This is a genomic window from Gillisella vitis (genome assembly GCF_021559775.1).
GTDB classification, from domain to species: domain Bacteria; phylum Pseudomonadota; class Alphaproteobacteria; order Rhizobiales; family Rhizobiaceae; genus Allorhizobium; species Allorhizobium ampelinum.
Genome location: NZ_CP056047.1, coordinates 2115941 through 2128535 on the forward strand (window position 1 = coordinate 2115941; position 12595 = coordinate 2128535).

At 55.9% G+C, this 12595-nt stretch carries 12 protein-coding genes; 3 read left to right on the plus strand and 9 right to left on the minus strand.

All coding sequences use genetic code 11. The features are described from left to right. Positions 1 to 5 precede the first annotated feature (5 nt). From AVCG78_RS09970 to AVCG78_RS09980, 3 genes are all read right to left on the minus strand, one after another. Positions 6 to 485 carry a hypothetical protein gene (locus AVCG78_RS09970; RefSeq protein WP_139191362.1) on the minus strand — a complete coding sequence of 160 codons (480 nt, stop codon included), beginning with the start codon at positions 483 to 485 and terminating at the stop codon, positions 6 to 8. Then, entirely contained in the window at positions 482 to 1141 is a 660-nt protein-coding gene (locus tag AVCG78_RS09975) for a DNA adenine methylase (protein ID WP_234665069.1), read from the minus strand. The genes AVCG78_RS09970 and AVCG78_RS09975 overlap by 4 nt, the downstream gene beginning before the upstream one ends. A gap of 306 nt (positions 1142 to 1447) precedes the next feature. Continuing rightward, positions 1448 to 1651, minus strand: coding sequence for a cold-shock protein (locus tag AVCG78_RS09980; RefSeq protein WP_015916634.1), 204 nt, complete (start codon positions 1649 to 1651; stop codon positions 1448 to 1450). A gap of 100 nt (positions 1652 to 1751) precedes the next feature. Here AVCG78_RS09980 and AVCG78_RS09985 point away from each other — a divergent pair, with 100 nt between their 5' ends. Continuing rightward, complete coding sequence (locus tag AVCG78_RS09985) at positions 1752 to 1943, plus strand: hypothetical protein (protein ID WP_139191361.1); 192 nt, start codon at positions 1752 to 1754, stop codon at positions 1941 to 1943. A 58-nt stretch (positions 1944 to 2001) separates the two neighbouring features. On the opposite strand, the gene glf is transcribed toward AVCG78_RS09985, so the two are convergent. Continuing rightward, positions 2002 to 3105, minus strand: a complete 1104-nt coding sequence (gene glf, locus AVCG78_RS09990) for a UDP-galactopyranose mutase (RefSeq protein ID WP_071203618.1) — start codon at positions 3103 to 3105, stop codon at positions 2002 to 2004. A 582-nt stretch (positions 3106 to 3687) separates the two neighbouring features. On the opposite strand from glf, the gene AVCG78_RS09995 reads away from it, so the two are divergent. Further along, on the plus strand, positions 3688 to 5247 hold the full coding sequence (locus AVCG78_RS09995) for a hypothetical protein (RefSeq protein ID WP_071203616.1): 1560 nt from the start codon (positions 3688 to 3690) through the stop codon (positions 5245 to 5247). A gap of 305 nt (positions 5248 to 5552) precedes the next feature. Then, positions 5553 to 7595 (plus strand): O-linked N-acetylglucosamine transferase, SPINDLY family protein, encoded by a 2043-nt coding sequence (locus AVCG78_RS10000; protein WP_081355399.1) that lies wholly within the window; start codon positions 5553 to 5555, stop codon positions 7593 to 7595. A 149-nt stretch (positions 7596 to 7744) separates the two neighbouring features. Here AVCG78_RS10000 and AVCG78_RS10005 read toward each other — a convergent pair whose 3' ends face one another. The 5 genes from AVCG78_RS10005 to AVCG78_RS10025 all read right to left on the minus strand — a co-directional run bounded on the left by AVCG78_RS10005 (position 7745) and on the right by AVCG78_RS10025 (position 12576). Beyond that, positions 7745 to 8983: a membrane dipeptidase gene (locus AVCG78_RS10005; protein WP_071203612.1), complete on the minus strand. Its 1239-nt coding sequence runs from the start codon at positions 8981 to 8983 to the stop codon at positions 7745 to 7747. 341 nt (positions 8984 to 9324) lie between these two features. Continuing rightward, positions 9325 to 9771 carry a hypothetical protein gene (locus AVCG78_RS10010; RefSeq protein WP_071203610.1) on the minus strand — a complete coding sequence of 149 codons (447 nt, stop codon included), beginning with the start codon at positions 9769 to 9771 and terminating at the stop codon, positions 9325 to 9327. Positions 9772 to 10012: 241 nt separating this feature from the next. Continuing rightward, on the minus strand, positions 10013 to 10435 hold the full coding sequence (locus AVCG78_RS10015) for a secondary thiamine-phosphate synthase enzyme YjbQ (protein ID WP_071203733.1): 423 nt from the start codon (positions 10433 to 10435) through the stop codon (positions 10013 to 10015). Positions 10436 to 10489: 54 nt separating this feature from the next. Then, positions 10490 to 12025, minus strand: coding sequence for a putative bifunctional diguanylate cyclase/phosphodiesterase (locus AVCG78_RS10020; protein WP_071203608.1), 1536 nt, complete (start codon positions 12023 to 12025; stop codon positions 10490 to 10492). After that, positions 12025 to 12576 carry a heme NO-binding domain-containing protein gene (locus AVCG78_RS10025; protein WP_071203606.1) on the minus strand — a complete coding sequence of 184 codons (552 nt, stop codon included), beginning with the start codon at positions 12574 to 12576 and terminating at the stop codon, positions 12025 to 12027. Before AVCG78_RS10025 ends, AVCG78_RS10020 begins: the two co-directional genes overlap by 1 nt. Between the last annotated feature and the right edge of the window lie 19 nt (positions 12577 to 12595).

Here is a 12595-nt window from a genome sequence, read left to right on the forward strand (position 1 = left end):
TGTTATTATTGCCGTTCGACGGGCATAGACGCTGAACTAAATTCATGATGGAAGCACCAATCATTTTTACCGGTCAGCTCATAAATTTGAGTGGAATAAGAGGAAATTGCTGCTGCCAACTCGTCTTCCGTGAACCTCCGGAAAACCGACGACTGTTCACGCTCTTCCGACCATCTGACATCGGGCAATTCTGAATGACGAATAAATGGAGGTGAGGTGTGACAAACTGAGCCGATAGGCGTAACTTCGTACAACATTCCATTAAGCTCCCACAATGAATGGGCCGCGAAACATCCGCTATAGGCAAGAAGCCAGCCATGAACGATGTTGCCGCCATAGCGCTGTATTACCCGCCGCACATTCTCATGACATCGTCCAGGTTCAGTCTCCATCTTATCTCGCAGGGGATGAACTACTGCACATTCGTAAAGACCAAAGTTCAATTTTTCCGCCAGCCTGCAAAACAGATCCTTCTTGTCACTCATTTAGATCTGCTCCCTTTCCATCTCCATATTTGTTGCATATTGCTAAAATAAATCAACTCCCGTGCGTCTGTCCCCTTCCCGCCGGATACCGAGTATGACAGCTCCGCGCCTTCAACCGGAAACCCCGCAAAGAACTCGCGTATCTCCGGACGGTCATTTATCGACAATATAAAGCCGCCTTGAAGGGTCTTTAAACGCCCCGCAAGAACCTCAAACTGATCTCGCCCGAACAGTGCCTTGCCGTAATCGTCCTCACAGCCGAAGTATGGCGGATCGAGATAGAACAGCACGCCCGGCCGGTCATACCTATTGATGAAGGCCAGCCAGTCCAGGTTCTCGATGACGACGCCAGATAGGCGCTCGTGGACATCTTCCAGGAGCGGCGCGAGGCGGGTCAGGTTGAACCTAGCGCTGCCCTCGTGCTGAACGCCGAAGGTCTGGCCTGCGACCTTGCCGCCAAAGGCGAGCTTCTGGAGATAGATGAAACGCGCTGCGCGCTCCAGATCGGTGAGCGTTGCCGGATCACAGGCCTTCAGACGCTCGAATTCGCGGCGGCTGGTGATCTGGAACTTCAGGATGTCGATGAACTGCGGATATAGAAACTCAAGGCCGAAGACGGCACGACCAGTTGTTGGTGCTGGCAATGCTAAAACCAGACGCAACACACGACAAAGCAATTGCCTCGCTGCGGACAGATGGCATTTGTCGTCGATCCAGATGTATGGGAAGAAAGGCCGTGCGCTTAACGACCGGGAAAACACGAGCCATCGCTGTTCGCACTGGCTAAACGATCGGACCGAAAAGTGGTTGCCACTTTTCGGTCCGATGCTTTAGGAAAAGATCGAGGTAGGATAGGCGATCAGAATATCTTTTCGCCTTCTACTCGAGCATGTCGACAAATTCGAGTTCAAACCACGCAATACGTTTGTGCGCATCGCTGTGCAGTGAACGCGAGTCCGTCGTTAAAGCACGCTGACGTTTTCAGCCTTCGACTTCCCGGTCTTACGGTCCTGCCCGATTTCGAAGCTGACCTTGTCACCTTCTCTGAGCGAGTCACCGCGCTGCAGGGAAGACACGTGAACGAATACATCCGTTCCACCATTCTCGGGCGTGATAAAACCAAAACCCTTGTCGTCGTTAAAAAATTTCACAGTACCAGTAGGCATGACATTTCCTCTTGAATTCCCGTAGCCGTTTGACTCCGCGCCAGACTTTTATAGCGTGATCCCCTGTCGATCAACCACCAACACAGAGATAGAAAGCTAATTGGCAGAATTGATTGCTTCTTCCGGTTTTAAAATAGGTCTTCAACACCGCTTTGACCTGGGTGACGTTGCAAAAATTAACGCGGCACTCGTCATAGCCGACGGAACTGGCCTGCAACATCGCCTTATCCAAACACAGATCGGTGACGATCTGCGTCAGCTTGGCATTGTCCTTCTCCCACCGCAGCTATAGGGACCTGAAAGACCCGATGAACTCAAGAGTTCTGCCTCACCTCTGAGTTTACCTTTTCTCAGCCAGACACAAATTTCTTTGCGCAATCAAGCGCTTCGGCGATGGAGACATCCATGTCGAGATATCGGAAAGTGCCGAGCCGGCCGACGAAGGTTACATTTTTCTCAGCCGCAGCCAGTTCTTGGTAACGGGTGAGGTTATCCGACAAACCGGTGAGGTGTACCGGGTAATAGGGAATGTCCTTCTCCGTGCAGGAGCGGCTATATTCCTTGTAGCAGATGGTTTTCTCATGCGTTTCCCAGGGCGAGAAATGCTTATGTTCAGTAATCCGGGTATAAGGCACGTCAGAGCCACAATAATTGACCACGGCATTTCCCTGAAAATCGCCCTCCCCCCGCAGGATTTCGAAGTCCAGCGTGCGATAAGGAAGCCTGCCTTCGCGATAGTCAAACCAGGCATCCAGCGGACCACTATAGAAAACATGGTCGAAATCATCCTTTTCTGCCGGAGAAAAGGGCCTGTTCAGGTGAACTTCAACGCCACCGATATCCAGTATCCGCTCGACGATCTGTGTATAACCATGCTTTGGCATGCCCTGGAAACGATGATTGAAGTAGTTATCATCGTAATTGAAACGGACTGGAAGCCGTTTCAAAATACTGGCCGGCAACTGGTCCGGTTGCACACCCCACTGCTTGATCGTGTAACCCTTGAAGAATGCTTCATAGAGCTCCTTGCCGATAAATTTCAGCGCCTGTTCTTCAAAGGATTGCGGCTCCTGATCCATTTTCAGGCCCTTCGATTCGATAAAGGCACGGGCCTCAGTCGGGTTGAAGGTCTTACCGAAATACTGGTTGATCGTGTGAAGGTTGATCGGCAGAGAAAAGACCCGACCTTCGGTTATGGCCTTCACCCGGTTGGTATAGGGTTGGAAAGTATCGAATCCCGTAATGTAGTTCCAGACAGTCTCATTATCGGTGTGAAAAATATGCGGCCCGTAGACATGCACCATGACACCTGTTTCAGGGTCGCGCGCCGTGTGGCAATTGCCGGCGATATGGTCGCGCGCCTCGAATACGGAGACCTTGTGCCCCGCTGCGGCGAGTTCGCGAGCGATGACCGCTCCTGAAAGTCCTGCGCCGACAATTGCAATTTCTTTCATCAACCCCGATTCCCCATTGCTGTTCAACACGAATGGTAAATCATTGTGTTTGCGATAAGAAGGCCGAGATCAACAAGAGATCTACATCTCCACCAGATAACGCCGATCTCTGGAATTTGCTATTGTCAATAATCTATTTCCAGAGCAACACATTCAGCAAATGCAATGTTTTTTGAGAATTGCGCCAAGAGAGACATCAGGGATCAAATAACGTTTCTAACAACAGAAGTTGCACCATCGCTCTACCGCCGCCCATTAAATGAAAATTAGTAATTCCTCGGGTACATATGATCGCATAAGTCGATCTCTCGTGCAGAACGGAGGTGGACTATGTTAAAGGCAAATTTTGGCGAAACGACATGCACCTTTGCAACACGTTATCGCCAATTGACGTAGGATCAGAGCTTCTGTGAGCTCTTATGCATGATGCGCTCCTAACGTGCCGGCTCATCCGAGCCATGTCCTGAGTAGCATTTTCTCTTCTGACGCGATTTGATTCGACGGTGCGACGTGTCGTGACCTGTTAGAATCCATGGTGGGAGGGTGATGTTGGCATTCCGTTAACCCAAGGGGCACATCTCAATGACTTCTATTGTTTCGTCGTTATCCATCACACAAATCAAGGCGCTGTCGACCACAGCGATCGCATCACTGAATACCGAAGATGCAGCTGCACTATCGACCACTCAGGTTGCCGCATTGTCTTCCAAGCAGATCGCCGCGATCGAAACGGTAGACCTGGCTGTGCTGGACTCCAACCAGATGGGCGCGATTTCCGTTACCGGCGTTGTCGGCCTGACGCTCAGCCAGCTGACCGCGTTGAGCTCGGGTCAGGAAGCCGCCTTGAGCACCAAGGCTGTGGCAGCACTGACCGCGTCCCAGATCGGCAATTTCGGCACGACGCAAACAGCCAATCTGTTGTCATCGCAAGTCTCGGTTCTGTCCGCGACACAAGTCGCTGCACTCGGCACCGATGATATCGCCGTGATGTCCTCCGACCAGATCCAGGCAATCAGCACCAAGGCTATCACCGGCCTGACCTCGTCGCAGCTTGGCGCCTTGTCCACAGACCAGGTCACTCAGCTGTCAACCGGCCAGATCTCCGCTCTCAGCGCCAAGCAGCTCGCTGGCCTGACCACCGATGCAGTTGCCGCCCTCTCCAGCACCCAGGTTGCTGCAATCAGCGCCAAGTCCATCAGCGGCCTGAGCACAAGCCAGATAGCTGCGCTGGAGACCGCGGATGAAGCCGCCCTGACGTCGACACAGATCGCCGCATTGTCCACTGCACAGGTCAAAGCCCTGTCTTCCGACCAGGTCTCGGCCTTGTCGTCCACGCAGATTTCCGGCTTCTCTTCGGCTCAGCTGGGCAGCCTCGACACAGCTGATGTGGCAACGCTCGACAGCGCCGATCTCGCTGCCATCAGCACCAAGACCATTGTCGGCCTGACGACCACGCAGATCGGGTCCTTGTCCACCGATCAGGTCAGCGCGCTGTCGTCCGGCCAGATCGCTACCCTCGGCGCAAAGCAAATCGCCGCCCTGACCACCGACGCTATTGCTGCCCTTTCCAGCACCCAGGTTGCTGCAATCAGCGCCAAATCCATCAGCGGCCTGACCACCAGCCAGGTGGCTGCACTGGAAACTGCAGATGGAGCTGCCCTGACAACGGCACAGATCGCCGCATTGTCCACTACACAGGTCAAGGCCCTGTCTTCCGACCAGGTCGTTGCCTTGTCGACAACCCAGGTCGCAACCCTGTCTTCAGCCCAGGTTGGGGTTCTGACCACCGATACCGTAGCCAGCCTGTCGACAGACCAGGTCGCATCGATCTCCACCAAGTCAATCGGCGGCCTGTCGACAAGCCAGATTGCGGCTCTGACGACCGCTCAAGCGGAAGCTCTGACAACCAGCCAGGTCGCCAACCTGAGCTCCAAGCAGATTTCTGCGATCGAAACCGCCGATATCGTCACCTTCTCCACCGGCGACATTGCTGCAATCAACGTCAAATCGATCAGCGGCTTGACCACCCAGGATATCGGCGTCCTGACCAGCGACCAGTTGCAGTCTCTCACCACTTCGCAGGTCCAGGCTTTCAGTTCGTCGCAGGTTGAGGCCATCATTCTCGCATATCAAAGCATCTAACTGCTGACAGGCGCGGCTTAGGCCGCGCTTGCAAAACCTTCGATACAAAGACCAGATGCGGTGCCTCATACAGGCGCCGCATTTGCTTTTACAGGCTCCATTCCGCCCAAATGCAATGTTTTGCCCGTGTTTTTTGCTGGCAACCCTTCGTCAAGCCCGATGCAAGCTAATGCCGCTACCAAGGCCAAGCATGACATTGCGATCCAGTTTTACCGTGGAAAAGTGTTATGCGTCATGCCTCATGCCCATCGGCATAGGCCTGCTGTCGTTACCCGGCCTTGCGGCCGACTGTTCCTGGGGTGGATATGGACACTGGCATTGTAACATCGACTATCGCAACACCTGCTGCCGACTTCGTGGAGCAGGCACGCACTCAACAGCTCTCCCTGACAAAGTTGTTCGAAGTCGCCGAGCAATACGCCAGAGCAGGTCGGGTCGATCAGGCCATGGAACTTTACAAGGCCTGGATTGCCTATAACAGCGCCCATCCGCTGGCGCACATGGTCTATTTCAACTATTCCGTCACCTTGAGACAGCTTGGCGATATGGCAGGGGCGATCAATGCCCTGCGCGCCTGCCTGAAGATTGATCCGGAATTCGGCGCAGCCCATGTCAATCTCGGCCGGTCTCTGGAAGACAGCGGGCTGCTCAACGAAGCCCTGCAACAATGGCGCAGCTTTGCCGAAATGACCACGGATATTTCGCCTGACCGGCTTGCCAATCGCATCATGGTGCTGGAGCATATTGGTCGCGTGCTGGAAAATGCCGGTCTGATGGAAGAGGCTGAAGCCTCCCTGTGGAAAGCAATCGAGCTGCGGCCCGACAAGACTGAGGCCGGTCAGCATTGGTCCGCCATACGGTTGCGCCAATGCAAATGGCCTGTCCTGCAAGAATCTCCCTATGTCACCATGCGCCAATTGCTGGATGCGGTGTCGCCCTTGACGATCTCTTGCTACTCAGACGATCCGCTGTTTCATCTGGCCAAGGCCTATCGCTGCAACAAAACAATGATCGGCCGTCCGGATCTCAGCGCCGTACCACGCCAACTGCCACGCCAGAAGACCGGAACCGGCCAGCGGTTACGTGTTGGTTATCTGTCATCCGACCTTCGCGACCATGCGGTCGGCTTTGCGCTGCGCGAAGTTCTGGAGTTACATGACAAGACCAGTATCGAAGTGTTCGCCTATTATTGTGGCGAACCGATAGCGCTCGACGAAACCCAGCAACGTATCAAACAGGCGGTCGATGGCTGGCGCGATATTTTTGCGCTGAGTGACGTCGATGCAGCCCGGCTGATCGCAGCCGATGAAATCGACGTGCTGATCGATGTTAACGGCTACACGAAACATGCACGCACCCGGATTTTCGCCTATCGGCCCGCGCCTGTTATCGTCAATTTCTGCGGCTATCCCGGCTCAATGGCAAGCCCCTTCCATCAATATATGATCGCGGACAATCATATTGTTCCGCCTGAACACGAGATCTATTACTCGGAAAAAGTATTGCGGATCGCCTGCAACCAGCCGGTCGATCGCAAGCGGAAGGTGGCGCCGCGCCCGACACGCGCCGAAGTGGGCCTACCCGAAGACGCCTTTGTCTTTGCCTGCTTCAACGGCATGCAGAAGATTACGCAAAGCGGCTTTACCCGCTGGATGACCATCCTGCAGGCGACACCCGGCAGCGTGCTCTGGTTGTTGTCCGGCAACGAAGAGGTCAATCAGCGTCTGCGCGATACGGCAACCCGGTGCGGCGTTGATCCAGCTCGGCTGCTGTTTGCGGCCAAGGCCGGCAATGCGCAGCATCTTGCCCGCATCGCTGTTGCCGATCTCTTTCTCGATACCTTCCCCTACGGTGCGCATTCCACCGCGGCCGACGCCATCAATATGGGCTTGCCGGTCCTGACCTTCCCCGGCAAAAGCTTCGCATCGCGTTTCTGCGCCAGCGTCGTGGCATCGGCGGGAGCGCCGGAGCTGATCTGCCAATCTCCAGATGACTATGTGCGGCGCGCCATCGCCTTCGCCCAGGATCGCCAGAGCCTTATGGCCGTCAAGGAAAGCCTGAGCCGACAATTCGAAACCAGCGCCCTGCGTGACATGCCCGGCCTCGCCCGCCGGCTCGAAGAATTGTTTTGGCAGATGCAAGGCGAATGCGAGCGGGGGGAAACACCCAAGCCCGAGCTGCTCAATATGGAAGCCTATTACGAGATCGGTGTCGAATTCGCCATGGAGAATATCGATTTCGAGGACGATCACACCTATCGGCAGCGCTACCGGGAAAAGCTTGCCAAGTGGAATAGGCACACACCCTTGCTTCCCGACAAGCGGCTGTGGACCGGCATGGAAGACTGACACCACGGCTCGAAGACACCGGATAATTTCTTAAACCGGCATCGATTTAAGGAGAAAATTATGCGGCACATATAAAGCGCTACAGCGCCGCCCGCCAAATCTTGCGGACGGCGCTGCTCTATTTTCTGCCGAAGACAAAATTGGCGGCCTCAGGGCCGGACCTGTTCCCAGACACGCAGGAAATTGCCGCTATAGACATCAATGATCCGTTGCGCCGGCCAACCGGCGGCGATCATGGCTTCGGTCAATTTTGGAAGATCGGCGCCGCTCTGCATGCCGGTCGGCAGGCTGGAAATGCCACCATCGAAATCGCTGCCAAAGGACAGGTGCTTCCAGGGATCCTCGACAATGTCCATACTGGCGATGAGCTGCGCGAACGCTTCATAATAGGCGATCACGAAGGCAATGTCGGCGTCCATGTCCGGCTTGCCATCCGCAAGATAGCGGTTCTGAAGGAAATACGGTGCTAGGATAACGCTGATACAGCCGCCGGTCCGGACAATGGCACGGATGGCTTCATCGCTGAAGGCCCGATCGAGATGACGTGAAGGTCTCTCCTCCCCGCCCCGTGTCACCGTGCGCGATGCGCCGTGCGAGGCAAAGACCGGAACGTTGCGGCGAACACAAATCTCACAAGCATCGAGAATCCCCTGCGTGGATGTGTGGGTGACATCCACCAGCAGTCCGACATCGACGCAGCGCTCCACCACCTGCCTGCCGAAGGCAGACAACCCGCCACCCTCGATCTTGCCCCACGGATTGACAGGCGCATAACCGGCCTCGGAGATATCGGTATGGCTGAAATGGTTGAGGGTCAGATAGGCGGCACCGGCCTTGGCAATCTCTCCCAACCTGTCCAGCCGCAGGGCCTGGCTTTTAACCCCACCCGGCCCCAGCATATGCGCGCCTTCCATGGACAGGATCGCGCATCGCGCACCCTCCGCCTTGGCGGCGCGGACCTCGTGGGCGTTGCGCGCCAGCCGCATCCGGCCCTGGCTCTGCCTGATAACCTCTTCCACATAGCGGTGATGATCCACCCAGTTTTTCCAGGGGTCGAGGAAGGGGGTCGGAATAAGATTTTCCCACAGGGCATGGGCGCTGAAACAGGCCCCACCATAACCGCCTTCCAGAAAATCAGGCCCGCTGACATGTTCGGACAATGGCCTGTTGCGCCCTCTGGGTGAGGTTTTGCGAATCAGCCAGACCACAAGGGAGCGCCGATGCGCCTTCCAGTCTCCCTTCCAGAAATCATATCCGGCCAGTCGCGATAGAAACAGCGAATCCAGATGGGTATCGATTGGATAGGCAAGCGCGTGAAGCGCGCTGACAGTCATATCGGTTATTTCGGAAATGGAATCTGTGGTGTTTTCAGAAGAAAGCCTGTCCATTGAGACATGTCTCCAGCAACGAATTTTAAAAATGACTAAATATAAATACTAATGTGAATGTTACTCGCATCCTGTGTCCGGTTTATAAAAACACACATGATGCAGTAGGCTCTGAAATGCTTCGATCAGACCAAGCGACACACTCTATGACGTCGCCATTATCTCTCGTATCGATACGGCAGCGCCTTTTGATCTGATCCTTACCCATAGTCAGACGAATAAAACAATAAGTCCAGCGCGATTACAAATGTGCGATCACCAGACAAACGTAGATACGGCGCGCGTCCTGTCGGGACGCGCGCCGCCAATCATTTAACATCACTCTTCAATTCAAACCGACTTCAATTCGCGAAGGGGCAGCCGGGGCGATTTGCAAGAACGACGCGATCATATTCGCCGTAACGGGTACCACCGACAATCACGCGGCGCGGCGTGACACGCTCGATATTCGGGCGGCGCAAACCATCGCGGCGGGCCTGACGGATCGCATCACCGGGCGAACAAACGCCACCGTAACGCGGATCGGGACCATCCCAACGCCGTGGTGGCGGAGGCGGTGGGCCACCCCATGGTGGCGGTGGTGGCGGCGGGCCACCCCACGGCGGCGGCGGTGGTGGTGGACGACGATAACCGTCACCGTCCCAGGACTGCACCAGTTGCGGCGCATCGCCGCCGATATAGACGCCCAGGCGAACGTCCGGCTGGGCCGCGGCCGGGCCAACCGTGGCAACCACCGCGCCGATCAAGGCCAGTCCGGCCAGAGCTGTTTTCGCAAAAATGCTTCGCATTGTTTTTCTCCTCGAAGGACGGCATGGGTTTCTCTTTGAAAAACCGGCTCACCGCCCCGAAAACCCTTATCTAATCATGGGTTTGAATGATCTGCGCAGAACACCGACGCAGAAAAGCCAACCAAGATCTCGCGTCGGACAGCCCGTTTCCGTAAGCGATTGATTGAGAGATTAACGCCGCAATACTGAACGCCATCAGAAGCGCCCATTCAGTCTCGGTTCATTAATTTCAGCTTGTGGTTCAAGAGCTTAGATGCATTACTACCTGGCGCGTATGGGGTTGGTCGCGATGTTCGAACAGGTAAATACCCTGCCAGGTTCCAAGCAAAAGCCGTCCATTGGCCACCGGAATACCAATCGACACCTGCGTCAGCGCCGCTTTTATATGGGCCGGCATATCATCGGGCCCTTCCTGGCGATGGGTGATCCATGCCATGGACGGATCGTTACACGGCGGGACCAGGCGCTGAAAAAACACTTTGAGATCGCGCTTCACATCCGGATCGGCATTTTCCTGGATGATCAGCGAGCAGGATGTATGGCGCACGAAAACAGTCAATAGTCCTTCCGGGGCGCCCGCATGCCTGACAAAATCACCGACCTGATCGGTAAATTCGTACAGACCCTGGCCACGCGTGGAAATCGACAGGCTGGTTTGCGGCATGGAATGGTCCTCGAATTGCGCTCCGTCAAGGAAATGGCCCATAGAACGTCTGCGTCAAGGGCTCTTTCCAGCTGCAAGGCTTAGACGTTCCGGTTGGGAGAAACACAGCAAATCTTCCAGAGGAGCCGGGCGGCCATAGAGAAAACCCTGATGTTTGCGGCATCCGGCTTCCACAAGCCAGCGTGCCTGCACCTCCGTTTCGATACCTTCCGCGACAACATCGATGCCGAGCGCCTGGGCCATTTGCAGCACGGCCTGAACGATAACCTGCCCAACCCGGTCTTCCCCAACCCGGCTGATCAGGCTACGGTCCAGCTTCAACCACTGGATCGGCAGGCTGCTGAGAGAGGAAATATTCGAATAGCCTGTGCCGAAATCATCGAGCGCGACCCGAACGCCGAGCCGCGAAAGTTCGGAAAGCTCGCGCCCGGCCCGCAGCAGGTCCGACATGATCAGGTCCTCGGTAATCTCCACCACCAATGCCGTGGCTGGAAAACCGGTCTGCTCCAGGATGGACGCGATGACCATCGCCAGATTACCGGACTTGAACTGGCTTGGAGAAATATTGACCGACACGTAGTTGAGCTTGCCAGCCTTGACCAGCGGCGCTGTTTGCGCACAGGCGGCGCGGGCGACCTGCGCAAACAACCGATCCAGAAGGTTGCGCTCTTCCGCCAGTGGCAGAAATACACCCGGCAGCACCAGACCGCGATAGGGATGCTGCCAGCGTGCCAGCACTTCCACCCCCAGTATCCGCTTGCTGGCTCCATCAACGATCGGCTGGTACCAGGGCATGATTTCATGGCGGTCCATGGCCAGCACCAGTTCCAGTTCCAGCAAGCGTCGCTCGTTGGCCTCGGCCCAAAGGTCGTCGTCAAAAGCGGTCGCCAGCGACAGCCCAGCTTTCTTGGAAACGTAAAGCGCCATATCGGCATGCCGCAGCAATTCGGTGGACGATGCGGCATGATCCGGCAGGCTCGCATATCCGATGGACGCCGAGACCTCCAGGCGCTTGCCGTTGAAGAGAACTGGCTCCTGCAAACTGGCGCGAAAACTTGAGACAAAGGCATGATCGGCCGTCACATCCGACAGATGGTCGAGAATCAATGCAAATTCGTCACCACCCAGCCGTGCCACCGTTCCAGGTCCAGCCGCAACCATCAGCCGGCGGGCAAATTCCCGCAGCACCGCATCCCCCGCCTCATGACCATAAGCGTCGTTGATCGCCTTGAACCTATCCATATCAACAAGAACAACCGTAACACGGTCGCCTCGAAGGCGGCTCTTCTGGCAAGCGTCGGTCAAAACCGCGGTAAAGCTGCGACGATTGGCAAGCCCGGTCAATTGGTCCTGCTGGGCCAGCGCAATGGCGCGTTCGCGCTCCTGAACCAGCTCCTCCGTGCGCTGCATGACCCGCTGTTCGAGATCTTCCGCCTGTCGTGCCAATTGGCAATTGGCCATGTAAAGTTCACGCGCACGCGCTTCCAGCAATGTCTCGGCCTGGCGGCGGGCTGCGCGCTCGCGCTCCAGACGGCGGGTCAGCCGGTCGATCCGATCAGGCTCGGAAACCTCAAGTGGCTGGTTTACCATCACGATGCGCTCTCGGCGATCACAAACAGAGTTGCCCCATCGTCGCGCGCGCTGCGTTCGACCGTAACAATGCTTCCAAAATGCCGGGCAGCCCCTTGGATCAGGCCTTCCGCCAGGGCCTCCATTTTCCGCCCGGAACGATAGAGCATAGACAGGGACGTACCGTTCTGGCTGAGAATTTCGAAGGAAGGCAATTCCGCGTCGGGATAGAGCTTTTTCACCTCGACATGAATATGGGCGTCAATGCTGGCGAGAAAGCCGAAGAGACCGCCGCTGCGGTCGAAAAAGCCTGGAAACAACACGGCGAAACGTCCCGCAAGATGCAGTCCGAACGCCTGCATCAATGCATCGACGCCAAGGCCGGAGCGTTGCGAAAGCGCAGCCAGCAGCGCCATCATTTCACGATGGTCATAGGTGCCGACGCTGGTATAGGCTCCGCCACTGGCAAGCCCATTGGTCAGCAGAGAGGCTTCGATAATGTCGTCGGCCATGTCTTCATTCCAGGTCGCGGCGACGAATTCGAGCATTTCCGTAAAAACCATCCCTTTCATAGTCTATCCCAATGCCTCC

What these genes read in the sequence shown, in the direction of transcription:
- AVCG78_RS09970 (WP_139191362.1), bottom strand. Translation starts at nt 485, where the DNA reads ATGAGTGACAAGAAGGATCTGTTTTGCAGGCTGGCGGAAAAATTGAAC.
- AVCG78_RS09980 (WP_015916634.1), bottom strand. Translation starts at nt 1,651, where the DNA reads ATGCCTACTGGTACTGTGAAATTTTTTAACGACGACAAGGGTTTTGGT.
- glf (WP_071203618.1), bottom strand. Translation starts at nt 3,105, where the DNA reads ATGAAAGAAATTGCAATTGTCGGCGCAGGACTTTCAGGAGCGGTCATC.
- AVCG78_RS09995 (WP_071203616.1), top strand. Translation starts at nt 3,688, where the DNA reads ATGACTTCTATTGTTTCGTCGTTATCCATCACACAAATCAAGGCGCTG.
- AVCG78_RS10000 (WP_081355399.1), top strand. Translation starts at nt 5,553, where the DNA reads ATGGACACTGGCATTGTAACATCGACTATCGCAACACCTGCTGCCGAC.
- AVCG78_RS10005 (WP_071203612.1), bottom strand. Translation starts at nt 8,983, where the DNA reads ATGGACAGGCTTTCTTCTGAAAACACCACAGATTCCATTTCCGAAATA.
- AVCG78_RS10010 (WP_071203610.1), bottom strand. Translation starts at nt 9,771, where the DNA reads ATGCGAAGCATTTTTGCGAAAACAGCTCTGGCCGGACTGGCCTTGATC.
- AVCG78_RS10015 (WP_071203733.1), bottom strand. Translation starts at nt 10,435, where the DNA reads ATGCCGCAAACCAGCCTGTCGATTTCCACGCGTGGCCAGGGTCTGTAC.
- AVCG78_RS10020 (WP_071203608.1), bottom strand. Translation starts at nt 12,025, where the DNA reads ATGGTAAACCAGCCACTTGAGGTTTCCGAGCCTGATCGGATCGACCGG.
- AVCG78_RS10025 (WP_071203606.1), bottom strand. Translation starts at nt 12,576, where the DNA reads ATGAAAGGGATGGTTTTTACGGAAATGCTCGAATTCGTCGCCGCGACC.